Origin of the sequence: Lysinibacillus sp. NPDC097279, assembly GCF_044761745.1 — a bacterium.
Lineage (GTDB): Bacteria > Bacillota > Bacilli > Bacillales_A > Planococcaceae > Lysinibacillus.
The window spans coordinates 89,074-114,793 of record NZ_JBIWDA010000007.1 but is presented as its reverse complement, the minus strand read 5'-3'; the positions used below and the strand labels follow the sequence as shown (position 1 = coordinate 114,793).

Annotated in this window: 26 protein-coding genes and 1 riboswitch; of the genes, 6 read left to right on the top strand and 20 right to left on the bottom strand. The window is 37.0% G+C overall.

What is annotated here, in order from left to right; all coding sequences use genetic code 11:
* Positions 1-140: 140 nt before the first annotated feature.
* On the bottom strand, positions 141-731 hold the full coding sequence (locus ACIQ1H_RS20455; protein ID WP_402891492.1) for a GNAT family N-acetyltransferase: 591 nt from the start codon (positions 729-731) through the stop codon (positions 141-143).
* A 113-nt stretch (positions 732-844) separates the two neighbouring features.
* Positions 845-1,669 (bottom strand): polyphosphate kinase 2 family protein, encoded by an 825-nt coding sequence (locus ACIQ1H_RS20450; RefSeq protein ID WP_337980390.1) that lies wholly within the window; start codon positions 1,667-1,669, stop codon positions 845-847.
* A gap of 206 nt (positions 1,670-1,875) precedes the next feature.
* Here ACIQ1H_RS20450 and ACIQ1H_RS20445 point away from each other — a divergent pair, with 206 nt between their 5' ends.
* Positions 1,876-2,589: a hypothetical protein gene (locus tag ACIQ1H_RS20445; RefSeq protein ID WP_173479590.1), complete on the top strand. Its 714-nt coding sequence runs from the start codon at positions 1,876-1,878 to the stop codon at positions 2,587-2,589.
* Between the two features lie 33 nt (positions 2,590-2,622).
* Here ACIQ1H_RS20445 and map read toward each other — a convergent pair whose 3' ends face one another.
* Together map and thiT are read right to left on the bottom strand one after the other, a co-directional pair.
* Complete coding sequence (gene map, locus ACIQ1H_RS20440) at positions 2,623-3,378, bottom strand: type I methionyl aminopeptidase (protein ID WP_402891488.1); 756 nt, start codon at positions 3,376-3,378, stop codon at positions 2,623-2,625.
* Between the two features lie 246 nt (positions 3,379-3,624).
* The gene (gene thiT, locus ACIQ1H_RS20435; protein ID WP_139860519.1) at positions 3,625-4,185 is read right to left on the bottom strand and encodes an energy-coupled thiamine transporter ThiT; all 561 of its coding nucleotides are present in this window, start codon (positions 4,183-4,185) and stop codon (positions 3,625-3,627) included.
* Between the two features lie 120 nt (positions 4,186-4,305).
* Positions 4,306-4,413, bottom strand: a riboswitch (TPP riboswitch).
* A 128-nt stretch (positions 4,414-4,541) separates the two neighbouring features.
* On the opposite strand from thiT, the gene ACIQ1H_RS20430 reads away from it, so the two are divergent.
* On the top strand, positions 4,542-4,874 hold the full coding sequence (locus tag ACIQ1H_RS20430; RefSeq protein WP_139860517.1) for a magnetosome magnetite crystal formation protein family: 333 nt from the start codon (positions 4,542-4,544) through the stop codon (positions 4,872-4,874).
* Between the two features lie 31 nt (positions 4,875-4,905).
* Complete coding sequence (locus tag ACIQ1H_RS20425; RefSeq protein WP_255639590.1) at positions 4,906-5,028, top strand: hypothetical protein; 123 nt, start codon at positions 4,906-4,908, stop codon at positions 5,026-5,028.
* A 130-nt stretch (positions 5,029-5,158) separates the two neighbouring features.
* Here the strand turns inward: ACIQ1H_RS20425 and ACIQ1H_RS20420 are convergent, their stop codons facing one another.
* The 9 genes from ACIQ1H_RS20420 to ACIQ1H_RS20380 all read right to left on the bottom strand — a co-directional run bounded on the left by ACIQ1H_RS20420 (position 5,159) and on the right by ACIQ1H_RS20380 (position 18,053).
* Positions 5,159-8,239, bottom strand: a complete 3,081-nt coding sequence (locus ACIQ1H_RS20420) for an AAA family ATPase (RefSeq protein ID WP_402891485.1) — start codon at positions 8,237-8,239, stop codon at positions 5,159-5,161.
* Complete coding sequence (locus tag ACIQ1H_RS20415) at positions 8,236-9,393, bottom strand: exonuclease SbcCD subunit D (protein WP_402891482.1); 1,158 nt, start codon at positions 9,391-9,393, stop codon at positions 8,236-8,238. The genes ACIQ1H_RS20420 and ACIQ1H_RS20415 overlap by 4 nt, the downstream gene beginning before the upstream one ends.
* A gap of 507 nt (positions 9,394-9,900) precedes the next feature.
* Complete coding sequence (locus ACIQ1H_RS20410) at positions 9,901-10,833, bottom strand: SGNH/GDSL hydrolase family protein (RefSeq protein WP_402891479.1); 933 nt, start codon at positions 10,831-10,833, stop codon at positions 9,901-9,903.
* A gap of 33 nt (positions 10,834-10,866) precedes the next feature.
* Positions 10,867-12,096, bottom strand: a complete 1,230-nt coding sequence (locus ACIQ1H_RS20405) for an aminopeptidase (protein ID WP_402891476.1) — start codon at positions 12,094-12,096, stop codon at positions 10,867-10,869.
* 1 nt (position 12,097) lies between these two features.
* On the bottom strand, positions 12,098-13,246 hold the full coding sequence (locus tag ACIQ1H_RS20400; RefSeq protein ID WP_337980386.1) for a DEAD/DEAH box helicase: 1,149 nt from the start codon (positions 13,244-13,246) through the stop codon (positions 12,098-12,100).
* Positions 13,247-13,392: 146 nt separating this feature from the next.
* Positions 13,393-14,094, bottom strand: a complete 702-nt coding sequence (gene cuyB, locus ACIQ1H_RS20395; protein WP_139860129.1) for a cysteate racemase — start codon at positions 14,092-14,094, stop codon at positions 13,393-13,395.
* Positions 14,091-15,323: a carboxylate--amine ligase gene (locus tag ACIQ1H_RS20390; RefSeq protein WP_402891470.1), complete on the bottom strand. Its 1,233-nt coding sequence runs from the start codon at positions 15,321-15,323 to the stop codon at positions 14,091-14,093. Before ACIQ1H_RS20390 ends, cuyB begins: the two co-directional genes overlap by 4 nt.
* Positions 15,324-15,425: 102 nt before the next feature.
* Positions 15,426-16,409: a C39 family peptidase gene (locus tag ACIQ1H_RS20385; RefSeq protein ID WP_402891468.1), complete on the bottom strand. Its 984-nt coding sequence runs from the start codon at positions 16,407-16,409 to the stop codon at positions 15,426-15,428.
* Between the two features lie 147 nt (positions 16,410-16,556).
* A complete protein-coding gene (locus ACIQ1H_RS20380) occupies positions 16,557-18,053 on the bottom strand; it encodes a class I adenylate-forming enzyme family protein (protein WP_402891465.1) in 1,497 nt (498 codons plus the stop codon).
* Between the two features lie 293 nt (positions 18,054-18,346).
* Here ACIQ1H_RS20380 and ACIQ1H_RS20375 point away from each other — a divergent pair, with 293 nt between their 5' ends.
* Positions 18,347-18,958 carry a metallophosphoesterase family protein gene (locus ACIQ1H_RS20375; RefSeq protein ID WP_402891462.1) on the top strand — a complete coding sequence of 204 codons (612 nt, stop codon included), beginning with the start codon at positions 18,347-18,349 and terminating at the stop codon, positions 18,956-18,958.
* 528 nt (positions 18,959-19,486) lie between these two features.
* On the opposite strand, the gene ACIQ1H_RS20370 is transcribed toward ACIQ1H_RS20375, so the two are convergent.
* The 6 genes from ACIQ1H_RS20370 to ACIQ1H_RS20345 form a co-directional block, all read right to left on the bottom strand.
* Positions 19,487-20,065 (bottom strand): DUF305 domain-containing protein, encoded by a 579-nt coding sequence (locus tag ACIQ1H_RS20370; protein WP_402891459.1) that lies wholly within the window; start codon positions 20,063-20,065, stop codon positions 19,487-19,489.
* A gap of 94 nt (positions 20,066-20,159) precedes the next feature.
* Positions 20,160-20,342 carry a cysteine-rich CWC family protein gene (locus ACIQ1H_RS20365; RefSeq protein ID WP_402891456.1) on the bottom strand — a complete coding sequence of 61 codons (183 nt, stop codon included), beginning with the start codon at positions 20,340-20,342 and terminating at the stop codon, positions 20,160-20,162.
* Between the two features lie 84 nt (positions 20,343-20,426).
* Positions 20,427-20,630 (bottom strand): gamma-type small acid-soluble spore protein, encoded by a 204-nt coding sequence (locus ACIQ1H_RS20360; RefSeq protein WP_173479600.1) that lies wholly within the window; start codon positions 20,628-20,630, stop codon positions 20,427-20,429.
* A 16-nt stretch (positions 20,631-20,646) separates the two neighbouring features.
* Positions 20,647-20,856 (bottom strand): hypothetical protein, encoded by a 210-nt coding sequence (locus ACIQ1H_RS20355; protein ID WP_402891452.1) that lies wholly within the window; start codon positions 20,854-20,856, stop codon positions 20,647-20,649.
* Positions 20,857-21,748: 892 nt separating this feature from the next.
* Positions 21,749-21,958 (bottom strand): hypothetical protein, encoded by a 210-nt coding sequence (locus ACIQ1H_RS20350; RefSeq protein ID WP_139860652.1) that lies wholly within the window; start codon positions 21,956-21,958, stop codon positions 21,749-21,751.
* A gap of 43 nt (positions 21,959-22,001) precedes the next feature.
* Positions 22,002-22,226 (bottom strand): hypothetical protein, encoded by a 225-nt coding sequence (locus tag ACIQ1H_RS20345; RefSeq protein WP_139860655.1) that lies wholly within the window; start codon positions 22,224-22,226, stop codon positions 22,002-22,004.
* Between the two features lie 159 nt (positions 22,227-22,385).
* On the opposite strand from ACIQ1H_RS20345, the gene ACIQ1H_RS20340 reads away from it, so the two are divergent.
* Positions 22,386-24,059 carry a ribonuclease J gene (locus tag ACIQ1H_RS20340; RefSeq protein WP_402891447.1) on the top strand — a complete coding sequence of 558 codons (1,674 nt, stop codon included), beginning with the start codon at positions 22,386-22,388 and terminating at the stop codon, positions 24,057-24,059.
* A 74-nt stretch (positions 24,060-24,133) separates the two neighbouring features.
* Here the strand turns inward: ACIQ1H_RS20340 and ACIQ1H_RS20335 are convergent, their stop codons facing one another.
* Positions 24,134-24,802 carry a restriction endonuclease subunit S gene (locus tag ACIQ1H_RS20335; protein ID WP_402891444.1) on the bottom strand — a complete coding sequence of 223 codons (669 nt, stop codon included), beginning with the start codon at positions 24,800-24,802 and terminating at the stop codon, positions 24,134-24,136.
* Between the two features lie 215 nt (positions 24,803-25,017).
* Here ACIQ1H_RS20335 and ACIQ1H_RS20330 point away from each other — a divergent pair, with 215 nt between their 5' ends.
* Complete coding sequence (locus ACIQ1H_RS20330) at positions 25,018-25,407, top strand: helix-turn-helix domain-containing protein (RefSeq protein WP_340822280.1); 390 nt, start codon at positions 25,018-25,020, stop codon at positions 25,405-25,407.
* Positions 25,408-25,720: the final 313 nt, after the last annotated feature.

Here is a 25,720-nt window from a genome sequence, read left to right as displayed (position 1 = left end):
GCGGCTTACGGTGTGCCCGCGGAAAGCGCCCGCCGTAGCGCACAACAATGGCATAGAAAAAAGTGTTAGACTGCCATCAATCTAACACTTTTTACTCTTTTGTCCCGACTACATTTCACTTTTTATAGCTTATAGCGTATTTATACTGTTGGCTCTAAGCGGGCATACATATAGTGATCTACCCATTGACCGTTAATATACAATAATTTTCTTAACAAACCTTCTTGTTGAAAACCTGATTTTTCTAAGACGCGAATAGATGCACTATTTTCAGTTGATACATACGCCTCTACTCGATGTAACCCAATTTGTTCAAAGGCAAATTGCACAACTAATTCTACAGCTTCTGAAACAATCCCTTTTCCAATATAGATTTCATCCATTGCATAGCCAACAAATGCACTCGAATACGGTAAACGCTTGATAGCATACAACGAAATATGCCCAATTAAATTATTTGTACCGAGCTCATAAATACCAAATGTAAATTCTCTCTTCGAGTTCATTAAATATAAACTTTCTTGAATTTTTTTATATTGTGCTTCAACTGTATAGTATTCAGGACGCTGTAACGGTTCATATGTAGACCAAAAATATTTATTTCGACTTACTAGACCCATTAAGCTTTGTGCATCTTTTTCTTGGAATGTGCGAACGTAGCATTTTCTTCCTTGAATCGATACCACATTTCCACCCTTTTTCCTTAATAAATTCCAAATTTTAAGCACCATTTCTCCCCCACAAGCCTTCCGATAAATGTAAATACATATTCATTGTATGTAAAAAAAGATGCTGCTACAACTAAAACAGTCTTGTCTTGTTATCACAGCACTAATCAATTTATTTACTTGTTTTTACTTGTTCTTTTAGAATGTATTTGTAATTCAATACTGGAAGATTCAGCATCCTCTAAATGGGACTTATCCAATACGTTTGATAGATGTAGACCTCTTTTTTGTGCCTCGCGTTCAATATGTGCAAGTGTTTCTTGTAGCACCTGTACTCGCGCATGTTTTTTATCGTTTCCTGCCACCAAAATCCAAGGCGCGTTTTTCTTATCTGTTTTAGCAAACATCTCATTTGCCGCTTCTATATACTCAGGAGATTTCTCACGATTTCTCCAGTCTTCATCCGTTAACTTCCATGATTTATATGGATCCTGCGCGCGCTCATTAAAACGCTTCAACTGCTCTTCATCTGATACATGTAACCAAAACTTAATAATAATGTAGTCTCCTGCAGTTAAAATCTTTTCAAAGTTGTTAATCTCTTCATATGCACGAGACCATTCATCCTTAGTTGCAAATCCTTCAATACGCTCTACTAGCACTCGTCCATACCAAGAACGGTCGAATATAGCGATTTGTCCATGCTGCGGTAACTTTCTCCAAAAGCGTTGCAAGTAGTTATAGCGTAGTTCATGAGGCTGTGGAGCTGAAATTGGATGGACTATATAACCTCTTGGGTCTACACGTTCAATCAGACGTTTAATAGCACCACCCTTACCCGCTGCATCCATTCCTTCAAATACTAGAATAAGTCCGATTTTATTGTTTAGTAAAAATTGCTGTGCATTTAACATTTCATATTGAAGTACTTTTAATTTCTTTTTATACAGTTTTTTGTCTAGTTCAATCGATAGGTCAAGATTTTTAAGATTTTGGGCCATAAAAATTTCACTCCTTCAAATTGGTTATTTCTATTGTACTAAAGAAATATTTGGATGCATATTCAAATGGTAAATTGTAGTTTTTTTAAAGCAAATTCATTGATACATTGTAAGGGTTTTCCGCTATAATGAAATAGATATTATGTGACAGTCATATACTTATTTGTCTTTTCCCTATACAATTTAACACGAAGGGAGAGGAAGCCTTGCCTAAGATTATTTTAATGACAATAACCTTTATTGTCTCACTCATCCTAACCTTTTCATCCTATTTTATAAAAATAAATGGTCAATCTTCGTTAGAAATCTCAAATCGTTTTCCCGTAATGTTTGCACCTATTAATATTAGTTATATGATATGGATATTAATTTACATTTTGCTTGCTTATTGGTTAGTTATGAATTTTCAAAAGACATCTATTAAACAGACTGTTCTCTTTAGCAATGTTTGCATATTACAGGCGCTCTCTATTTTATTTTGGCATTATGAATTATTCATAGTCTTTATTTGCTGCTCCGTCATATTAGTATTGTACTTATTTTTACTTTATAGTACTTATCCGTATACAAATAATACTTTATCTGGCCGACTACCCATATCACTTTATTTTGCCTGGTCTACATTTATCATGATGACAAATGCAAGTTTTACATTAACATCTTATGGATGGCATGGTTTTGGACTTAGCAATCCACTTTGGGCAGTTATTTTACTGTCAATCAGTGTAGCTATCGCCTTACATATTCGTTACCATTATTACGACATTGTCTATCCTAGCGTGTTTATTTGGGCATTTATTGGTATTGCGCTCCATAATCATCTTGATGAATTACTCGTGACGACAGCGGCATTATTTTTATGTGGTGTCCTAATTGTTGGTATCCTATTTGTTAAAAAAAAAGCAGCTTACCGAAAATAAGTCGGTAAGCTGCTTTTTCATCTAGCCTTTATTTTAGGCTTCATCTAACGAAGTTAAAATGATTGGTTTGTCTTTTGTAACAATAATAGAATGCTCAATTTGGGCAACTAATGATTTGTCAGGTGTAACAAATGTCCAGCCATCACCAGCTTCAACAATATGTTCTGCCTTCGCTGAAATAAACGGCTCAACAGCTAGCACCATTCCTTCTTTCATAATTGTTGAATCCCAAGCATCGTAATAATTTAAAATATGGTTTGGCTCATCATGCAATGAACGCCCTAAACCATGACCTGTTAAATTCATAATGACAGTTAAATCGTTTGCATAAGCTTCACGCTCAACAGCTTTCCCAATTTGGTTTAATTTAGAACCAGCTTTTACTTTTGTCATAGCGCGGTCAAAGGCACTTTTTGCTACGCGGCAAAGTTTTTCCTTATCTTCGTACCCTTCACCTACTACAAATGAAATACCTGTATCTGCAAAATAGCCATTTAAAGAACCTGATACGTCAATATTGACAATATCCCCTTCTTTAATAACTCGTTGTCCTGGAATACCATGGGCAACTTCTTCATTCACACTAATACATGTGTATCCTGGGAAATCATATTCACCTTTAGGACCAGAAATAGCTCCTGCTTCAGCAAACATACGGCCTGCAATTTCATCTAATTCAAGTGTTGTCACACCAGGTTTTGTAGCTGCTTTCATTGCCTCACGAATTTCTGCACAAATGCGACCGATTTTTTTAAAGGCTTCAATTTCTTCTTGCGTTTTTACAATCATTTATAACGTCCCTTTCATCTAATATCTATTCATTAATATAACATAACTTTATATGTCCATAACGCCAAACGCTTTAATTATTCTATGCTAACATTATTTCATAAGTACCAGACAAGTAAAAAACAGACCCTTTTAGAAGTTCTGGTACTAACAATAACGACCCAATTGTCTTGAATTATAAAAAAAAATAGCACACTAAGTTACACTTAGCATACTATTTTCACTTTTGGGACAGTCTTATCGTGTTTATGATTTTCGTTGCATTAATTGGGGTGCAGCTGTAAATAATATCACACCAACGATCGCTGTTAATATTGTTGCTGGAAGCATGTATGTTCCATTGTATATGATTGAATAAATCCATGCGTTTTGCTCGCCTGCATATTCTGCAAAAAATACAGCCCCTGCAATTGTATGGGCTAAATAACGTAGGAAACCTGCTAATACGGTACCGATTACAATGTAAAGGGCCATTTTCTTTTTGTTTAAGGCGGCTGTCGCTTTAAATATAGGTCCACGTACTACTGCCGCTAAACCAACGACCGTAAATGCTACTCCGTAATCTAGCAAGCCTTGTAGCCAATGCACAATATAAGCGCCAAACATCGTTTGCATAACTCCAATTAGTAAACCTGTTGTTAGTCCAGCTAAGAGCCCCCAACGTAATGCCATTAAGATGATTGGTATCATTACTAGACTTACGGAGCCACCTTGCGCCCATACTTTAAAGGAAACTTGATCGAGTACAAGTCCTAGCGCTGCGAAAATTGCAATTTCCATCAGCATGAGTAATCTTTTTTTGTCCATTTTATTATTCTCTCCTTTGTTCCGATGTAGGATACAAGAGCAGGAATAGAAATCTTTTTGATATGCATGTCAACTGGCATAAAAAAACGATGCCAGGACAGAGCCTCACATCGTAAAAGTGTCGGTTTCTATCCACATCCCTACGCAAGCGTTAACTTACAGGTTCGAAGAGTAAAGGCATTACGTGCCCAGTCTCAGCTGACATCATCAGCTCCCCTTGTGGTCGTTACATCTTATTATTTTGTTGAACATCCTCATTGTACGTAAACCCTTTTACAATTACAACCTTTTCCACATTAATTTTTTTGAAACTTTCGTGTTTTCTATGCGTAAATAATTTAAAAGGAGGGACTACTATGGAGAATCAAAAAATTTTATCTGCCTTTAGTTATCTCAGTATTTTTTTTGCACCATTTATCGTTCCAGTAATCGTTTATTTTGTATCAAAAGATAGTGATGTCAAGAGACATTCCATTAGAGCACTTATATCTCACTTAATACCATTTATCTTTGGTATCATTTTCTTTATCGTCTTTGTATTTTCTACAATATCATTGAACACGTTTGATCCTTCTTCTAATGGGAATACATTTATTATCATATGGTTTGTATCTTTTGGTATTTATTTACTCGTTTCATTAGGCATTGTCATTTGGAATATTGTTCAAGCTGTACGAGTTATTCGTTAAAAATTTTTAGTATGAAGGAGCTGTCGTATTCATGAAAGTATCGAAGGTAGTTAAAACTGCAATAAAATTAGCGCCCATCGTTATTCCGATTGTCAAAAAAGTGGTCGCAGCAAAAAAAGGAACAACACCTAACGTAACGACACACAAAAAATAATAGCCAATGGGCTCCTATAACGTAAAAACCCACATCGCTTTCCAGCAGGCTCAATGTAAGCCGCAGGAGTCTTCGTGGGTTTTACTATGTTATCTATAAATTGTTTGAGAATTGTTTGTGTGCCTGGCACTTATTTTACTTCAAAATGGGTTGTGCTATGTCCGCTCAACGTTTTTTCGACGTGTAATACTGCAGGCATTGCAGCTTTCAACTCAGCTACATGTGAAATAACGCCAATCATTCTTCCAGAGTCTTGTAAATCAATTAGCGTGTCAATCGCTTTATTTAACGCTTCCTCATCTAATGAACCGAAGCCCTCATCGATAAACATTGTTTCGATACGAATATTACCTTGGAAGCTTTGAATTACATCCGCCATACCTAATGCAAGACTTAATGATGCATTAAACTTCTCCCCACCTGATAATGTTTTAACATCTCTTAATTGGTCTGTGTACGCATCATAGACATCCAAGCCAAGCCCACTTTGCTTCGCATGCTTCTCTAATCGATCTGAACGGCGCAATTCAAACTGTCCATTCGATAAGTGGAATAATCGGATATTTGCTGCTGCAGTGATTTTATCTAAATAATTAATTTGAATATATCGCTCAAAGGAAAGTTTTTTCGGATTTTGGCCATTCAACACTGTGTAAAGCTCTTTTACACGTCCTGCCTCTTGTTCAAGTACACGTATTTCCTTTGCAGTATCCTCAACTTTAACAATAAAATCAGCACATGCCTTTGCATAGCTTTGCGTCTGTTGCAAAGTTTTAAATGCTTCCTCATATGTGGCACGGAGCATCTCAAGCTTTTCCTCTAATTCCTCTAGATTTTGCTTTTCTTTTCCTTCAAGATGCTTTGCCCCATCTGCAATTTGTTGCTGTAAGGAATGTGATTGTAAGGCATAATCACGACATGCTTTCCGTAAGTCTTCGATTTCACTATCACTTCGCTTTGCAGCAGCGTATTCTTCATAGGCTGCAAACCCCACATCTTTCATGCTTACTAAAAACTGTTCACGCTTCTCATTCAGTTTATTTAGCAATTCCTCATAGGCTGTTTTTGCAAGTTCTTCTGTCATAGAAGCCTTATTTGTTGCTTCCTTAGTCGCCTGTAAATTTTGCTGAATCGCGTTCCAAGCTGACTGTAACGCCATTTTTTGCGAACCTACATCTGCAATCATTTGTTTTAACGCTTGTAATGACTGTATGTGTTTCGGAATTTGCTTTTGCTGTTCTTCTACAATCGCTTGCTGTTTTATTAACTCTTTCGACTGCTCTGCAAAATGTTGCTCTAATTGTAGTTGTTTTTGTTGTAGCTGTTCATTTTTTTCGTGTTGTCCCTTTTGCTTAGTTCGTGCGACAGACAGTTGATCCTTCACTATTTTTAAAACTGTAACTTGTTGTTCAATAAAATGTAAAGAAGATGTCAGCTCTAATCGATTATCTATTGAAATATGATAAGCATCTAATTGCTCTGTTGCCTCTTGAAGCAGTTGTTTAGTTGTTTTTAGCGTTGCATCTTGCTCCAAATATTTACGCTCCATTGTATTGGTCATCACTCGTAAAGATTCTAGCTCTGCTTCATCTACTACTTCTAACGGCTCTCTATGTGTGAGTTGATGTGTTGTACTACCGCAAACAGGGCATGGATCTCCGTCCTTCAACTTAGCTGCTAATATGCTAGCCTGCCCCGTAATCCATTGTTGCTCTTTTGTTTGAAGCGCATGCTTACTTTCTAGGTATTGCTCATGGGCATTATTCATAGCTCGCTCAGCTTCCTTACACGCTCGCTCATATTTTTCAATTTGAGCTAATAGTGTTACTTGCTCTTTAAGTATAGGAAGCTGTTCTAAATAGCCTGCATAAGGTTCCATCTGCTTTTCATATTGCTCAATTGTTGCAGTTAATTGCCGAACTAGCATCTGTTCTTTTTCTAAAATAGCAAGATTATCAGCTACTGCACGTTTTGAACTTTCAACAAGCTGTTCAATTATCCCCAAATTTTGCTGAGTACTTTCAAATGCTTCAAATTTCGGCACCAACGCTAGTAGCTCTATTTCCTGTTGCAATATGTGCTGACGCTCTGGCTCTTTTGCTTCTTCCTCTGTATACAATTGTTGCACTTTCTTTAGCTGTTCTACTGCATCGTGATGATTAATTGTAGCCTGCTGATAAAGCTGTTCTTTACGATTTTGTTCTGACCGCAAGTCCACACACTGTTGTTCTAGCATAATGAGACGATTTGCTTGCTCCGCTAACTGTATTTCTTGTTCCATCGAAGTATACTTTTCTCGTTGCTGCATCAGCAACTGCAAACGTGCTTGTCGTTGTGCCTGTTGATCGAATTGTTCGTTTAGCGCCTTTGCCATACTGTAATATTCTTGTTCTTTTTGATGATTTGCATAAGCTTCTTCATAGCGCATTTGTTCCGTTCGAATACTAGCATTATAATAGAATTGCTCCTCTTCAAGAGCATTTTTTAGCTGATGCACATTGTCTGTATTATTGTTTATACAAGTAAATAGTGTTGATGGTCGCTCTGGTAAAACGCCTGCAATTTGCCCCAGTAAGTGCTCTTTTAATTGCTGGGCATGTTCTAAATCCTTTTCTGCTTCTTTCCTTTTTATATCCAGCTTTTTAGTCATCGCACTGAAACGATCTGTTTTAAATATTTTACGTAAAATGACTTCTTTATTGGTAGAGTCTGACGTTAAAAGTTTGCGAAACTCTCCTTGAGGTAACATTACAATTTGACTAAATTGATCTTTTGTTAGCCCTATAATTTCCAACAGCTTTTTATCTACTTCATTTGTTTGCTGCTTCTCTACAATACTAAAGTCAAGTTTACCGTCCTTCATTTCTGCTAACTCAACTTTTTTACCTGTAACGCTTTTATTTTTTGCTTTAACATGACCAGGCTGCCGCACAATTTGATAGATCTTACCTCTCATTTCAAAAACTAATTCTACTGAAGTATAAACATCATCTGCAGCAAAACCGCTTCGAAGCATTGCTGTATCCTGACGGTCCTCTCCGCTCCCTGCTCCATAGAGTGCATAACAAATGGCATCAAAGATTGTCGTTTTGCCAGCACCCGTTTTTCCTGATATAGCAAATAACCGATACTCACCAAGCTGTTGGAAATCAATAACCTCTGTATGTTTGTAAGGACCGAAAGCAGTAATCGTTAACTTGAGTGGTTTCATCGCACTGCCTCCCGTTCCTCTTCTAATAATTCCTGTAACATTTCTATAAATAGACGCTCAGTGTCTGCATCGGGCTGTTCACCCAAAATATCAGCATAAAAGCCACGGAATAAATCAATATCCTCTACTTTTTCTATATCAATTGCTTGTATTTCACGGTCTTCTTGCATGCGAGACGCCTTTCGTTCAATATGCATCGCATGTGGAAATACAGTACGAATTCGCTCCATCGGTGAAGCAACTGGCGTCGTATCTGTTAAACGTACAAAAACATAGTCTTCGCATGGTGGGCGTTTTAATAAATCGTCCATCGAGCCCTCTACCACTCGTAGATCTCGTCTTGGCACTAATTTTTGTTTAGTGACTTCAACGTGCCCACTTGCATCTAAATCTACAATTAAAAAACCTTTTTCATGTAGATGTTCAGATAACGAGTACTTTAATGGCGAACCTGCATATCGAATCGATTCATTCAATACAAAATGGGCTTTGTGAAGATGTCCAAGTGCCGTATAGTTGAACTGCTTAAATAGCGCTGCATCGACGCAATCAGAACCACCTATAGAGAGTGGGCGTTCTGAATCACTCGTGTTTTCTTCCTCATAGCCGTATTTCGTGACAAAGGCATGTCCAATAAATACATTCCGCTTTGTTGTATCCATCGTTTGTTTAATATGTGCGATAATTTTTTGCATCGCATCTTGATGTGATTGAATCGTATCATCTTCTAAAATAGTACGGACGGAGGCTGGCTCTGCAAACGGTACAAGATGAAAATGCACCTCACCGAACGCGTCGTTTAGTACAATAGGCGAATGTTCTTTTGTGAACTGACCTACTATATGTAATCCACTATCACGCATGACACGACTACCAAAATTTAATCGACCTGCACTATCGTGATTTCCAGCGACTGCTAACACAGGAATTTTCTTTTCTAGTACAATTTCTGCTAAAACATCATTTAATAAATTAACCGCCTCTACAGGTGGCATTGAGCGATCATATAAATCGCCTGCTACAATAATTGCATCTGGCTTTTCTTCGTCAATAGCTTGCAAAAATTGTTGTAAAATATAGCGTTGGTCCTCAGTCATATACATCCCTTGTACAAGCTTGCCTAAATGCCAATCGGCAGTATGGAATAATTTCATTGTATTTGCGCCTCCTGTCTTTTTCTTTTATTTTATCATGCATTTAACGATATTCTTGCTTTAAGGCAACATCTTTTATATGGAAAAAGCCTCAATTGTTTCTGTGACTGGCACTGGTAATATTCAGAATTGTTTCGGTGACTGGTACTTTTCTTTTAGCCTTCTATTTCGTAAAAATCCACTTCGCTTTCCACGGGCACAGTGTAAGCCGCAACCCTCGCTGTCGCGCGGTCTATTGCGTCTTACAACTTGTGCTGTTCCCGCAGGAGTCTTCGTGGATTTTTACTTGGATATTAGAAATGCCCTACTAGCAAAATTAAGAATTGTTTCAGTGACTGGCACTCGTATAATTCAGAATTGTTTCGGTGACTGGCACTCGTATAATGTGTCTGGCACCTGCCCTGCAATAAAAAAGTATGCTAAGTTACTTGAATTGACCCTAATTAGGAGGCAGTTCATTTACTTAGCATACTTTTTTACGTTACAGCTTTTTGTCTCTTTCATGTCCTAGATTTGTCGTAGTTGCGAGTGCTGATTCGCTTTGGCTTTTTCTATAAATGTAGCATAGCCAATAAAGCCCTGAATGTTTCTGACGGTTGAAACTTTCTCCTGTTTCGCTTCTACTGATTTTTCCTTGGACTTAGCCTGTTTCTCTAATATCTCCTGAAATGTCATTGGATTAGGATTTGGTAACTCAGTAGTAGGTATTGCGAGCATATCGCTACCATTATAAGATGTTAAAAAGGCATTTGCCATTTGCCGATAACCTTCAAAATTAGGATGGACATCTGCAATATTTGGCAAGTAGTGATTAGCCTGCAACCCAAAAGCATCGTAGACATTTATATAAGTCATCTCTGCCTGCTCAGCTTGTTGCTCTAAAATTGTATTTAACTTTAAGAGCTGTGCATTTGTTCCCTCTTTTTGTGTTGCATGCACATTTGGATAAGCAAAATAATAGCCCATAATATATACCTTCGCTTTTGGTGCACGTAATTTTAACTCTGCCAATATAGCCGCCATATTTTTTCGTGCCATATTTAAAGCGTAGTCAACTTGAAGCTGTGAAAACGCTAATGTACCAGCAGTTGGGTTGACCTGCACTAAACGAAGTAAATCATTGGCGCCTGCAGAAATCGTAATAAGTGTAGTATTTGCTAAGATTGCACGTGCCTCTTCTGACTTTACTCGCTCTAAAACGTCCGCTGTTGTAAAGCCTGGGAACGCGAGCTCTTTCGTATAGGCACTCAGCTGCCCCATCTTTCCTAAACGCATCGCGATAAGATCACTATAGCCTGCATCAATTTCCTGATACGGTGTTTGACCAGCTGCCAATGAATCGCCAAGCGCCACATAATTTTCAGCCCGCGCAAAAGCAGATGAAACACCAAGTGTCAACGAAAGCACCGTTATACTTACTAGGCTCAATAGTCGTTTCATCTGCTCACCTCACATGTTATTAATGTTAGTCTATTAAAAAGCCCAGCTACCCTTACGGAAAATTGGCTCCACAGTACCATCTGGTAAAATACCGTCAATATCCATTTCGCCACTACCAATCATAAAGTCCTCATGTGTAACAGAAATGTTCGCACCTAACGCTTCAAGTTGACCATTTTCTAAATCTCTTCCACCTTCTAAACAAGTTGGATAAGCTTCACCGATAGCTAAATGGTTTGAAGCATTTTCATCAAATAATGTATTGAAATATAATATTTCTGATGCCGAGATTGGGGACTCATGTGGGACAAGTGCTACCTCACCTAAATAACAAGAACCTTCATCCACTGCAATTAACTCTTGTAAAAGGTCTTGCCCAACTTGTGCTTGTGCATCAATAATTTTTCCTTCTTCAAATGTAAGCTTAAAGCCATCGATAATATTGCCTTGGTAAACTAATGGCTTTGTATTACTAACATAGCCATTTACACCTTGCTTCATTGGCAACGTGTATACTTCTTCCGTCGGCATATTGGCGATGAAAATGGTATCATCAGGTGTTTTACTACCACCTGTAAGCCATTTATGCTGAGGTGCTAATGCGATCGTTAAGTCAGTACCTGGTGCAGTATAATGAAGTTTTGCATACTTTTTATTGTTCAATAATGCAGCGCGCGATTCTAAATTTGCAACATGTGTACGCCAGTTTTCAACCGCATTCCCCTCACCAATATGCACCGTTTTAAAGATGGCTTCCCAAAGAGCTGGTACTTGTTTTTCAACTTCTAAATTCGGGAATACTTTTCCTGCCCACTTTTCAGAAGGTACGGCTACGATAGACCATGCGATTAAATCCTTCATGACAGCATTACGGTAGTTTTTCAATGCAGCGCCTGATACTTTTTGATGTGTTGCTAAACGGTCTGCTGGAATACCAGTTAATTTGTCAGGATCTGCAGCATCTATCCATAACAATGCCCCTTTGCGTTCGATTAGCTCATCACGCATTTTAACAACCCATTCTGGGAAACGATTAAATTCCTCGTCAGACGCATGCTCAAAATAAGCACGGTCCATTTCATCATCTGAAAAATTAACATGAACACGGCCAGCTCCAGCTTTGTAGGCTTCCTTCACCACTAGACGAGCAAAGTCTAAAGCTTCCACCGATGTATTCACTAATAAGTATTGCCCTTGTTGAATATTGACACCAACCTTAACCGCTAGCTCTGCATATGCTTGTAATTTTTCTTCAAACGTCATATTATTTCCCTCGCTTTTGCCCAATTGTTTTTGAATTTCCTTCTACGAGCTCGCCATCATGCCATACTTTCTGCACGGGTTTGCCTGGAATTTCACGTGTCCACTTTTTATATGTTTTTTCATCATGGTATGAAAGCAATGTTAGTACTTCACCATCTGCCCCTGCACGACCTGTACGACCAGAGCGATGCAAATACTGTTCAATTGTACGTGGAACATCGACATGAATAACATGTGTTAAACCAGCAATATCTAAACCACGCGCCGCAATATCTGTGGCAATTAAAACACGCGCATCTCCTTTACGGAATGCATCTAACGCTTTTTTACGTTCTTCCTTTTTCATGTCAGAATGTAATGTCACAATTGGTGCTGAACGATATTGTAGCTTCGTTTCTTTCATTAACAATTGATCAATATTATTGACGAAAGCAAGGGCACGTAAGCCTTCTGTATGTGATAGTCTACGTAGGAAGTCTGTTTTATCACGTTCTTCTACTTTCAAGAACGAATGCACAACTTTACCGAACTTTACCATATCCTCAGGTTTAATTTTAAAGCGTAATGGCTCAAACATCATACGGCTTGCGACTAATTCAATTTCCTCAGTAATTGTGGCAGAAACAACAACTACTTGGCGACCGAATGCTGACCCTTCGATAAATGATTTCACCACAACGCGATACTCGCGGCTTAATAGCTGATCACATTCGTCTAAAATAACTGTTTCAATTTCTTTTAATTTTAATTTACCTGAACGCACTAGCTCATTTAAGCGACCTGGCGTACCAACTACGATTGTTGGCTTTTTCTTTAACTTCTCAATTTGTCGTGCAGAGTTTGCACCACCAATAAGCTGTTGTACTGTAATATCAGTTCCCGCTATCCATTCACGAATGACCTCAACGATTTGCATTGCTAATTCCTGAGATGGCGCAACAATCAATCCTTGTGTTTGCTTTTTCGATCCATTTACTTTATTAAGTAAAGGCAACACATAGGCCAATGTTTTCCCTGAGCCTGTTGGTGATTCTGCAACAATATCTTTGCCTTCAAGCATTGCTGGAATCATTTCTTCTTGAATTTTCATCGGTTCTTCAAAGTTCCATTTTGCTTGTAATTCTTCTTTTAATAAATTTATTACTGACATGTTAATTCCCACCTTATTATCCTGCTTGACATTAGTTTAACACACTAGCTGTGCACAAGCATTTTCCTTCTTTATATTGTGCGATACTCTTTTATTTTTAGACATGGATTAAAAAAGCTCACCTTTTACAACAGGTGAGCCAAATGTTACTCCACTAATTCATAGCCACACGCTAAAATAGCGCATTCAGCTAAGACGATTAATGAGTCTATATATTTGTCACTTAATTTTAAATCTCGATTGACGATTGACAACTCTGTGCAGCCTAGCACAATACGATCACAATCCAGGGCTAGCATCGCTTCTTCGATAGGCAGCCAATCTTCCTGTGTGACATCCTTACCAGCCTTCACATAATCGTAAATAATCGCCATTACTTTTTCTTTCATTTGATCATCGGGTATTACGGGTGTTATGCCAAACTCCTCTAATGCATCTTGATACATACGTGACGTTAATGTTCCCGTTGTCGCTAAAATACCAACACGCTTTGCCCCTAAATCATTTGCACGCTTCGCCGTTTCACGAATCATGTGTAACACAGGGATTGGAGAGCCTTGTGCTAATTCATCATAAAAGGTATGTGCCGTATTGCACGGAATGGCAATTAAATTTGCTCCAACAGAGGCTAGCTTTTTTGCATCCTCAATTAAAACTGGAACAGGGTTTTCTTTTGTTTTATCTAATATAAAAGCCGTCCGATCAGGAATATTTGTATCATTATCAATAATCGTATGTACATGCTCCTGATCTTTTGTTGCTTTCGTACGTCTTACAATCATTTCGCCGATAAACATTGTTGCAAGTGGACCGACGCCACCAATTATACCTAAAGTTTGTTTTTTCATGAGTTAGACAGACCTTTGTTGTTAAAATATTTCTTATATTTGCGATAGAAGCTTAAATTATCAAGTGTTACATTCAACCAACGCTTCGCATTCATATCTTTATAATTAAAGATAGAATCTGTTGCTAACCCTTGTCGAATCAGACTTTTAGCTTCAATTACAAGTTGTTCATTTAATACGTATTTAAATAATACTCCATTGGGCACGATCGTCCAAAGGTGCTTGTTTTGCACATATGTTAGCTGCTGTTTACTTCCACGAATAAAATCATCCGCTACATACTGCATTAAATTATAGCCGCTTGCTGTCACATAATAATTCGATAGTTCATTATGTAATTCCATACTTAATAATTTGTACAGCCCATCTCGTTCATCATATTTCATATCGAATGTAGCAAAGCCTTGAAATTGCAACGCCTCAAGAAACGTTTTAACACAATCCATTAGTTCCTTGTTGTAAGTCGTCATAATGGCAACATAGCGTCCAATACCGTCAGGTGAATGTTCTTCTAAAATTGGGTTTCCTACTGATAGTAGCTTGACCTTGTGATCTTGTCCAACATAAGCATTTACAACACGCATATTGGCATCTTCACCTGGAATATATTGCTGAACCATTAAATCATCCCGATAGGCAGATTCCTTATATATTGCGTGAAAAATCGCATCTTTTTCATCCTCATTATGTGCAGTATATACCTTTTTCTTACCTGGGAAAATACAACTTGCGTACTTCGTCATATTCATAGGCTTGATGACAATAGGATATTCAAATGGCATCGTCAATTGCTCGTAATCATTTACCGTACAAACATGCATTGCAGGATAATGGAAGCCATATGTTGCACAAAGCTGATACATGCTTTCACGTGTTAGTAATTGATTGGCAAGTGATTCATCGACATAAGGGATAACATATAAACTCGATAATTCCTCTTTATGCTTTACAATTTTTTTTACATAAAACTCATCACAAGCTAAAAGTAATAATTTTTTATCTGCAAACTCTTCTGCGATTGCTTTTAAAGCAACAACAAAACGCTCTTCAATGTGCAATCTTGGTACTTCACGAAAAGTTAATAAATCACTTTGTTGAATTTTTTCCATATTCGTATGATTTAATGCAAGTGGTTTGACGCCATAGGACTCGTAAAATGCTCGCGCCATGCCGTAAGCATTCATTTCATCGCCCAATAAAACTGGTAAAAAAGCGTGCTCAATGGCCATTCTACTCAACTCACTTTAGTTTTTTATTAGTGTAACATATTTTACTACAGTCAAAACTGCGTTCCAATAGCATTCCTTTCTATAGGAAACTTGCGCCATTTCTTATTTATGAACTGCTACTGCTTGCATATTTAGCTCCTTATAGCTCTTGAAAAATTCGTCAACATTGTAGGATACATTGCCCTGTAATGGGTCCATAACGACAACTTGCTGATCTGAATGACCAGTTAATACGACGGCATGTAAGTTGATGTAGGCTTCACGTTTTTTCGTTTCACCTTCATAAATCCATCCTTTATTTGCAGATGTTTTAGGTGTCGATAAATCAAGGGTAACCCATACAACTACAGGTACTCCCTCCTCTACAAGCTCTAAAATCTCACTCTGAGATGCACCGCTCATATCCGTTACACGTAAATTTGCCTGCTTATCTGCTATAGCTGCTTCCGCAGCCTTGACAATCGGTGCTGCAAATACATACATACCATTTGCCTTATCACGTGGATTACCAGCATACGCAAGCGCTGGGTTCGGTCCGTAGCGTTGATTAGCTGATGTATATATATTTTGCTTCGGCAAATAGTTATCTGCCATTTCAAGCTTTGAAATATTCATGCCGTAATAATTTAAAACAGCCGTTAGTGCCGTAATCTCACAACCTTGGGGAAGCTCTGGTTTTTGCATGATTACTGGAACAGCAAGCTCCTGCTCTGCTCTTGAGGAATGCGTCGGCAGTCGATAATAAGGCTTCGTCACATCATACGTAAATTTTTCAATTGTCGTATAGCCGTTATCACCATTGTTATTTAGCGTTGTTGCCGTAATCGTATATTCCCTACCCTCTACAAGGTTTGAAAAAGTAGCCTCTCCCTCTTCAGAGCCTACTGCATCTTCAATTTTCTTACCTGTTTCCGTATCTGTCATTGTTATATAGAGACTCGGAATTGGTGCACCACTATTAAATTCTACCGTTAAAACAGTTAATTGATTCTTTGATCGACTCTGCTGTGTTAATTGATTACAACCAGAAAGTAGCATGATAATCATAATACTCACTATTAAAAGTCGTTTATAATCACTCCACAAGACAAATTCCGCTCCTATCTCATTCGAAGAAATATATAATCTTCTATTCTATTTTTACAATTTGTCGTAGCTTTATTATACGCTAATTTAATAGGTGTTCATATTTTATCATGCTACTTTTCAATGGATTGACAAAATCCTATACTTTTAAGATTTTGCTATTTGTGGTCGAAGCGTATGCTTTAACACCTTTCCTGATGCATTGCGTGGTAACTGTTCTAAAAATTCTATTTCGTAAGGCACTTTATATTTTGCAAGCTGCGAACGACAATAGGATAATATGGATGCTTCATCTATCAGTTGCCCATCTTTTAAGACGACAAATGCCTTTGGTACTTCACCATACACTTCATGTGGTAAGCCAACAACGGCTGCCTCTAAAATGGCTGGCAACTGATATAACACTTCTTCAATCTCAATCGGATAAATATTTTCCCCACCGCGAATAATCATATCCTTTTTACGATCGACGATATATAAGTAACCTTCTTCATCAAAGCGTCCTAAATCACCTGAATAAAGCCAACCATCTTGAATGGCACGAGCGGTCTCTTCATCATTGCGTAAATAACCTTTCATGATTTGTGGCCCTCTAACGCAAATTTCACCAACTTCGCCCGCTGGTACAGCTTCCCCATAGCTATCTACAACACGCACTTCTGTCTGTGCTAACGGCTTTCCGACTGAACCAATTTTGATTAATGCATCTGCATCTAAAAGAGAGGTTGCAGCAGGTGAATTTTCTGTTTGACCATATAGATTTTGAACTTTTACATTCGGCAATGCTTCTTTAACTTGCCTCACAAGCTCATATGGCATCGGTGCTGCACCATAACATAATAAACGTAAATTCATAAAGGAATGATCCTTAAATTCAGGGGTATTTAATATCATCGTATACATCGAAGGTACTCCAAAGAAAATAGTAGCCTCTGTTTTTATCAGCTGTTGTAACGTATTTTTCGGCGAAAAGCTTTCCTCTATAATGACCGCACCGCCTTTATAGAACATTGGCATCGCAAATACATGGAGGCCTGCACAATGAAACAAAGGCGTACAAATAAACATGCTGTCTTCGTTCGTCATATTCATCGATGCTGACCAAATATCCGCTGTCGAAGCAATATTTTGATGCGTCAGCATTACCCCTTTTGGCTTCCCAGTTGTACCAGACGTATACATAACAACAGAAGTATCATTCGCTTGTAATTGTAGTATCTTCCTTTGCCCTTTATAGTTTTGGATAACCTCTTTCATATCTTTCAATCCGATTACATGTTGAAATGAATACGGAACATCCGCTAGTACTTCTTCTATTCTCTCATCATAAATGAGTCCTTTTGCTTGTGAATGATTGACGATAAAGTCAACCTCTCGTGCTGCAAGCTTTGTATTGATAGGCATCACAACATAACCTGCTAGCTGGATACCGATGTAAGCAATTAAAAACAAATCGGAATTAAGTGTATATAGCGCAATGACATCATTTTTCTCATAGCCTTGCTCTTGTAAATAGGCTGCAAACGTTTCTGCATACTGATTAAACTCGCCATAAGTTACCTTTTCACCTTCATAAATCGTTGCAATCGCATCCGTCTGCTCTGTAGCGTATTTTTGTAAAATATCCGTCATAAATACCGTCATCATATACCCCCTCATTTTTAGTCCTTACGTACACCTCAGCTTTTGATTTTTCGAGCGTATCAAACGCTTTAAAGCTAATTAAAAGCTTTAAAATACAATTCTACTAACATTTTTCAGAAAATTTAGATTACACAAACTATTTTATCAAGCAACTTATTTGTTAGCAATTTTTCCACACATTCAAAATATGTAAGTTATGTCACAAAATATTCTTATACATATTACTTTTCTATCAAATTCTGTTAGGTGTATGATACTTGTAAAATATTTTGAAAAAGAAAGGCGTGATTATTATGCTGTATGCACTTTTAGGAGATTTACATTCTAATATTGATGATACAAAATCAGTATTAGCTCATATACAACAAACAGCGAAAGATGCTGAAATAATAGGATTAGGCGACTTATATGAATGTAAAGTAAGTAAGAAAAAAGCAAAAACAATATCAGGATTGCCTTTGCAAAAAGCCGCGATTATCGATAATGATTTTGAAAAACTGCTGACATTCCCGTCTATTCGAGGCAATCAAGAAGAACGCATTACACACGTTACAGGAATTGAGCGCTTTATAACTTTGCCTGAAACAATGGATATTGAAGGGGCAATGCTAATTCATGGACACCAATTCCAATGGAGTGTTTCATGGCAGCCGAAGTTTCCTTCTATTGATAAGCAGCTTCTTTTTTTCGGACATAGTCATGAATCAGGAATATATCGTCAAAATAAAAAGTTGCCGATCCGTATTCATTTTGGAGAACCAATTGAGTTGCAAGCAAAGCAATATCGCATCAATGTTGGCTCAGTAGTTGATCATCGTGAATGGTGTCTATATGATAGCGACAAACGAACTGTCACATTTATGTGTGCATCGTCTTTCGAAGCTAAAGATGCAGTCGGCATTTAAATGACCGATACTTAGAGACTAATAGAAGTCCTTCAAACACGGATAACTTCTCAAACAGCGTGAAACTACAACTAATAAGGCTCGGACATTGATGTCCGCTAAGGTGTTGCAAGTTATTACTTCCACCCTTTTTTAGTGCAAGTTGATTGCCGTTCCAGGCGCTTCCTTTCCGCAGGTACGGCTCCAACTAATTTTTGCAGCAAATCGCCACAAAAATGGATTTTCCGCTCGTGCTGTTCCTGTAGAAATGTCACGCCTTCCACTCCAATCTGCTAGTACTGCCTACTTACATAATTTCGCAACGACCTATCGCTCAGTAAAACTAATCCTCCATGACAACCATGCAAAATATAGAGACCTTCAATTCTTTCTCCACAAAAAAAGCCATTTATTTTAGCCGATAGTGGCGACTCTATTAGGACGAGCTTGAGCTAAATGCCCGCTGGAACGAGTCCAATAAGAAGCCATTTAATTCTATTATCAGCAAAATAAAACGCTAAAATTGCGAACAATTTTAGCGTTTTATTTTTAACAATCACAATCTTGTAGCGCATCAAGTAATTTTTGCATTTCTTCAAGTTGACAACATAATGTTTGCATCATACATTGAAGAATTGGGATTAACTCTTGGCATATGCAGAATCGTTGAACGTTTTGCACTAAACGTACACCAGCTTGATGATGAATAATCATATCTTGAAGATAATTTATATTAATACTATTAGAGGTTGGTGGTGAGCATAATGCTTGGAACATCGTTTCAGCAATTTCTTTAAAAGTACACATATATTCATATAATTCATATTCTGAATTTTGTACGATACAGCATCTATTTTGTATTGCTTCTAGACTTTCGACGATTTCAGTATGAGTTTGTATAACTTCTAATGCAAAATTTTGAACAGGTATATTCGTTGTATATTGCAACACATTTTCTGACATTCTAATTGCCGCTATTTGATGGGGAATAATCTGTTTAATGAAGTTTTCAGATATGCTACACGTTATTGTTACATAAGTCATACCTTGCATCATCTTATTGATTATTCTTTTGTTTTCCTCTAAATATGCCTGAGTTACATTACTAAGTGGAATTGGTTTCGACATTAGACACACTCCTTTCAGAGTAATGTATGCCAGGTAGGTTGTTGTGCGATAGACATTTGTACCAACGGACACCAAGATAATGAAACAGAGAAAGCTAGATGTTTTTATATGTATGTAAACAATTTTGGCAAATGCACTTCTTAGGTTCGTTAGAGACTGCCCCTATTATACCTTCAGGAAATTTTTCGTTCATACACCAGCATGCATCCTGGCCTTCTGCTACACCACATTGATTGTCTTTCCCACATAAAGGACAACTTTTTTCTTCATATTGCATTACATGACACTCCTTTCTACGATGATTGTAATGTACAACAAAAGGAGCACGAAATACAGACTATATTTCGCACTCCCTCCACTATTACATATTACGCATTGATTGATTATTTTGCGCTCTCACTTCTTCACTATCTGTATCACTATATTTGCCAGTACCATACCCACCCGTTTTAGCTAGTAGCTCTTTCACTTCATTATAGGATAGACCTGCTTCTGCATTTTTCTGTTTTACATCATTAATATTCGTACCAGACGCCGTAAGTTGCTCTTCATCCCTATTTTGCAAGCAAATTCATTCCTTTCTATAATTCATCAGGCTTCTTTTCAATCAATTCATCGCCTTCTCTTTTCACCCTTTTATTGAGCTCTTCAACGGGAATGGGATCAACCGTTTGCATATCTTCATGCAAGTCAAAAATACTGATTGTATCTGAATCAACCATGTCGGGTTTATCTTTACTTTCTAAGTTCATAAATTTTCTTTTCTCAGGTGGCACATTTTCTTTATTCATGTTGTCAAACTCCTTTATCGTTAATGTGTGTAAAAGTGTATAGATTATGTGTACTTCTTTATTGTTTATCCGCCTTATAGTATTTTAAAACATGCATAACGTGAACTTTCCATGTTTTTTAGATTTGAAAATCATCAAAAAAATTGACTACTACAGAAAGTTGAATAAAGACTAAATTCATTGTTCGTGTAGATTGCAAGGCTATTAGAGTAAACAGAAAATAGGGGATAATTGCTCTTTTATATCTAGCTTAAAATTGCGTTGGGCACTTTTAAAATTCATTCGGATAAATCCAATGTAAATGGCATATCGAGATTACGTTAAAATACTATTAGATCAGTATATTTAGTCATTTTTTTATTTAAAAGTTCGTTTATTTTATAATCAAGTTTACTTTTATCGGCGTTACTTAATAAAGAAGAGATCGTTAGGCTTTCAACGCCTTTGAAAAGACTATTGTTATTTTCCATATTTATTAACAAATCATACTCTTGATAAAATATATTCTTTTTAAAAGCGTATAAGTTCAATGAGTATGCTTGTATGAATCTTATTTTTTCCTCCTATATCTTTTTTTTGAGAAAATTAAAAAGGCAAAATTACTACTTATTTTCTAAAATTAAATATTATTTTTATTAAAGTTTTTAAATAATATTTACATCATTTAATTTTGACTATTTTAAAAATCATATTTCTCTTTTTAATTTTTTATTTTTGATAAAAAATTGGCCTTTTAATGCGGAAATAGGATGAGCCGCCCAAAACAAAAAACGAAAACTGGACATTTTAAGTCCAGTTTTCGTTTTTGCTATTTATATGTTAAAGTTCACTGCCATTTATGTTACGTTTCACTTAGTTCTTCATTTGAATGACAAAAGCGCATTCTTCCTCTCTATAATTCATCTGGCTGCATTTCAATCAATTCATCGCCTTCTCGTTTTACCCTTTTATTGAGCTCTTCAATTGGAATAATATCGACTGTTTGCATATCTTCATGCAAATCAAAAATACTAATGGTATCCGAATCAACCATATCTGGCTTGTCTTTGCTTGATAAGTTCATAAACATTCTTTTCTCAGGTGGCACATTTTCTTTATCCATGTTGTCACACTCCTTTATAGTAATGTGTGTAAACATACTAAGATTATGTGTCCTTCGTTTTATCAACTCGATGATACTCGGAAACTTGGATAACTCGAACATTTCTTGTGTGTAATTCATGATATATTCCTCTGCTATCTGTAAAAGCAATATATTGATCGCGCTCACTTTTAACCAATTGCTGTGCTTTTTCTTGTGATTCAATATGAATAAATCGTCTAACATAATGAATCTCATCAAAGAAATAGGTTATTTTAAATTCCTTCATTCTCCAACACTCCTCCATTAATGCACTTATCATATCCAATAGCGGTTTTTGTCATTCTCTATTTATATAAGAAGCGTTTTAAAGGCCCACAAAAGTATAAGATTAAAAACGCGAGCAATACTAAAACATATCGGAAAACGTTTAAACGGAGGTATTCAATTGAACGCAGCAAATAATGCTTTATCCATTTTCGCCCTAGGTGGCATTAACGAAATCGGAAAAAATATGTATGTTGTACAGTATGGAAATGATTTACTTATAGTCGATTGTGGCGCAAAGTTTCCAGATGAAAGCCTACTCGGCATTGATTTGATTATTCCTGATATCACATACTTACAGGAGAACAAAGAAAAAATTAAAGGTTTGATTGTCACTCATGGGCATGAAGATCATATAGGTGGTATTCCGTACCTTTTAAAGAAAATTAATGTGCCCATCTACGCTACCCGATTTACATTAGGGCTAATTGAGTTAAAACTAAAAGAGCATAAGCTACTAAGAGAAACTGACTTAATAGAGATTCGCTCTGACTCCTCGCTACATTTCGGACAGATTGATGTTAGTTTCTTCAGAACGAATCATAGTATTCCTGACTGTTTAGGTATTGTTTTCAAAACACCTGAAGGCAATGTTGTGCATACTGGGGACTTCAAGTTTGATTTAACACCAATAAATAATCAGTTTGCTGACATCCACAAGATGGCAGCTATCGGATCTGAAGGTGTATTATTATTAATTTCTGAAAGTACAAATGCTGAACGTCCAGGATTAACACCATCAGAAAAGCTTGTAGGGCATCATATTGAAGAGGCCTTTCTACATGCTGAACGCAAAATAATCATTTCTACCTTTGCGTCCAATGTAAATCGAATTCAACAAATTGTAGACGCCACTATCGCAACGAATCGGAAACTAGCATTGTTAGGTCGTAGTATGGTCAATGTTGTAGATGTTGCATTAGAGCGCGGATATTTAACAATGCCCGATGATTTGTTACTCGATGCCCGTGAAGTGAAGTATCTCCCACCAGAGGAAGTAGTTGTGTTATGTACAGGGAGTCAAGGAGAGCCATTAGCCGCACTTTCTCGTTTAGCTAGTGGCAATCATCGTGAAGTAAAAATTTTGCCAGACGATACTGTTATTCTAGCTGCCTCTCCAATACCAGGTAATGAAAAAGGTGTTTCGCGAATTGTCGATAATTTATTTCAGCTTGGGGCAAATGTCATTTATGGTTCATCCAGTAACACTGGCATGCACGTTTCTGGACATGGTTATCAGGAAGATTTAAAGCTTATGCTAACACTTATGAAACCAACGTTTTTTATTCCGATCCATGGAGAATTCCGCATGTTACATCAACACCGTTTGTTAGCAGAATCTGTCGGTGTCAAAAGAGGACATACCTTTATTATGAAAAATGGGGATGTTGTTGATATCGAAAAATCGAAAGCTAGGCAAACACGAAAAATTCCATCTGGTGATACGTATGTTGATGGTATTGGTATTGGTGAAGTTGAAGGCATTGTATTACGTGATCGTAAACAACTATCGGAGGATGGTATGCTCGTCATCGTGTTAACACTTAGCAAGACAGATGGGTCAATTATTTTAGAACCAGATACTACATCACGAGGATTTGTTTATGCAAAAGAGTCAGAGGAACTTCTTCATAAAGTGAATGATCTTGTAAAAGTTACAATTAACGAGTTACAAGAGGTAAATAAACAACAACTATTTGTTTTAAGACGCGAAATTAAAAAAGCCGTTGGTCAATATTTGTTTGCGCAAACGAAACGAAAACCGATGATTTTGCCTATTATAATTGAAATTTAACTGCATATCGTTTATGTTATCAAGTCGGTGTTGCGGTATTCCTTTTAACACCGACTTATTTTATTCATGTAATCTCAAGGCTTTCTTTTACACTTTTTGTTTTGGAACTGAAATAGCTCTCCAGTAAAGATTTTATGTAGTGCCAAATGATATAACGTTTGAAGTTGGTCAAACCCGTCCTTTAGTTGGTTAGCATGTTGTTCAGTTTGCTTTGAAATGTTTTGAATATGCATTGGTAGCTCCTCGACAACAGCAAGCAATGATTTTTTATTTTTCAATAAAAGCTGACTTGTTTTGAGCAGCTTGACAATATGTTCTTGGATTTCTAAAGATGGTACATCTAATTTTATATGATGCAATTGTCTCCAATCTATTTTTGGCTCATACCATTGTAGGAAATAATATAAATACTCACTTAATAGAATTGATGCATTCGGTATAATCGCAACTACATCATTCGCAATATATACTTCTTGTTCACAATGAAAAATATATTTTTTAGCACTACCCAAGTCATTTCGGGCAAGAATAATTGTTTTTGCTGGCACCTTCGTACACGTAAAAAGCATATTATCTTTTGCATTCCAATTAGTTAATTTACGAACATCACCGTCAAGCGCTAACCCTTTTAAAGTTTTTGCAGTAATAAGAGGTTGACCTATTTTTGAGCACTCTGAAATATTTGGTGTTGTTAAACTAGCAACAATAAGAGCTACTTCATCAAGTCTATAACGCTCCAACAAGTTTAAATCCTCCATTCTTAAAGAGCTTTCATATTCCTACATAACCAATTAAAAAATGCATGGGAAGACGGTCCAAAAAACTAGAAATTCTATTGCATAACATTTTAATAATGATTATTGTACCATTTTAATGTAACATTATCTACATTATATAACTTTAATGGTATATGCATAATCATTGTTTTTCACTAGCTTTTTACATAGAGGTGAGTGATATGTCAGACTTTTTAAAGCTAGTAGGTGAACAACTCCGTATCATTAGAGTTTCCAAAGGGCTTAGTCAAGAAGAAGTAGCAGAGAGAACGGGGAAGTTAGGTTTTAGTAAAGGTCGCATTTCCAATATTGAGCACGGGCAATCCAATATTACGTTAAGTACTTTAGAGTTGCTTATGAAAGCGTTAGATATTGCACCAGAGGAACTTTTTAATTTCCAAAGATTATCGGGTGTTACTGATATTGAAGAGAAAAATCTTATGCTCGACATTCATCGCTCATTATTAAGAGAGCGCAATTTAGACGAAGTAAAATATGTAGTACGCATCACAAGAGATTTTTTAAATACAATAGATGCTCAATCAAAGAAAAACAGCTCCAATGTTGAATAACATTGGAGCTGTAAGACTGTAGACGCGCCTTGTCCCTTTCAAAGTGTTAATTGATTTCCATTACGAGTTGCTCGCTTTCCGCGGGCGTGGCTTAAGCCTCCTCCTTCGCTGCGCTACGTGCGGGCCTTAAGTCTCACGCTTATCCCGCAAGAGTCGAGCAACCCTCCACTACAATCACATAGTCTAAAAGGTGCCAGTCACCCATATAATTTCTAGGCTTTGCATTCTAAACTAACAAAGGAAAAATCCACGTAGACTCCTGCGGGAACGCACACAGCGTAAGACGCAGCAAGCCGCGCGTTAGCGAGGGTTG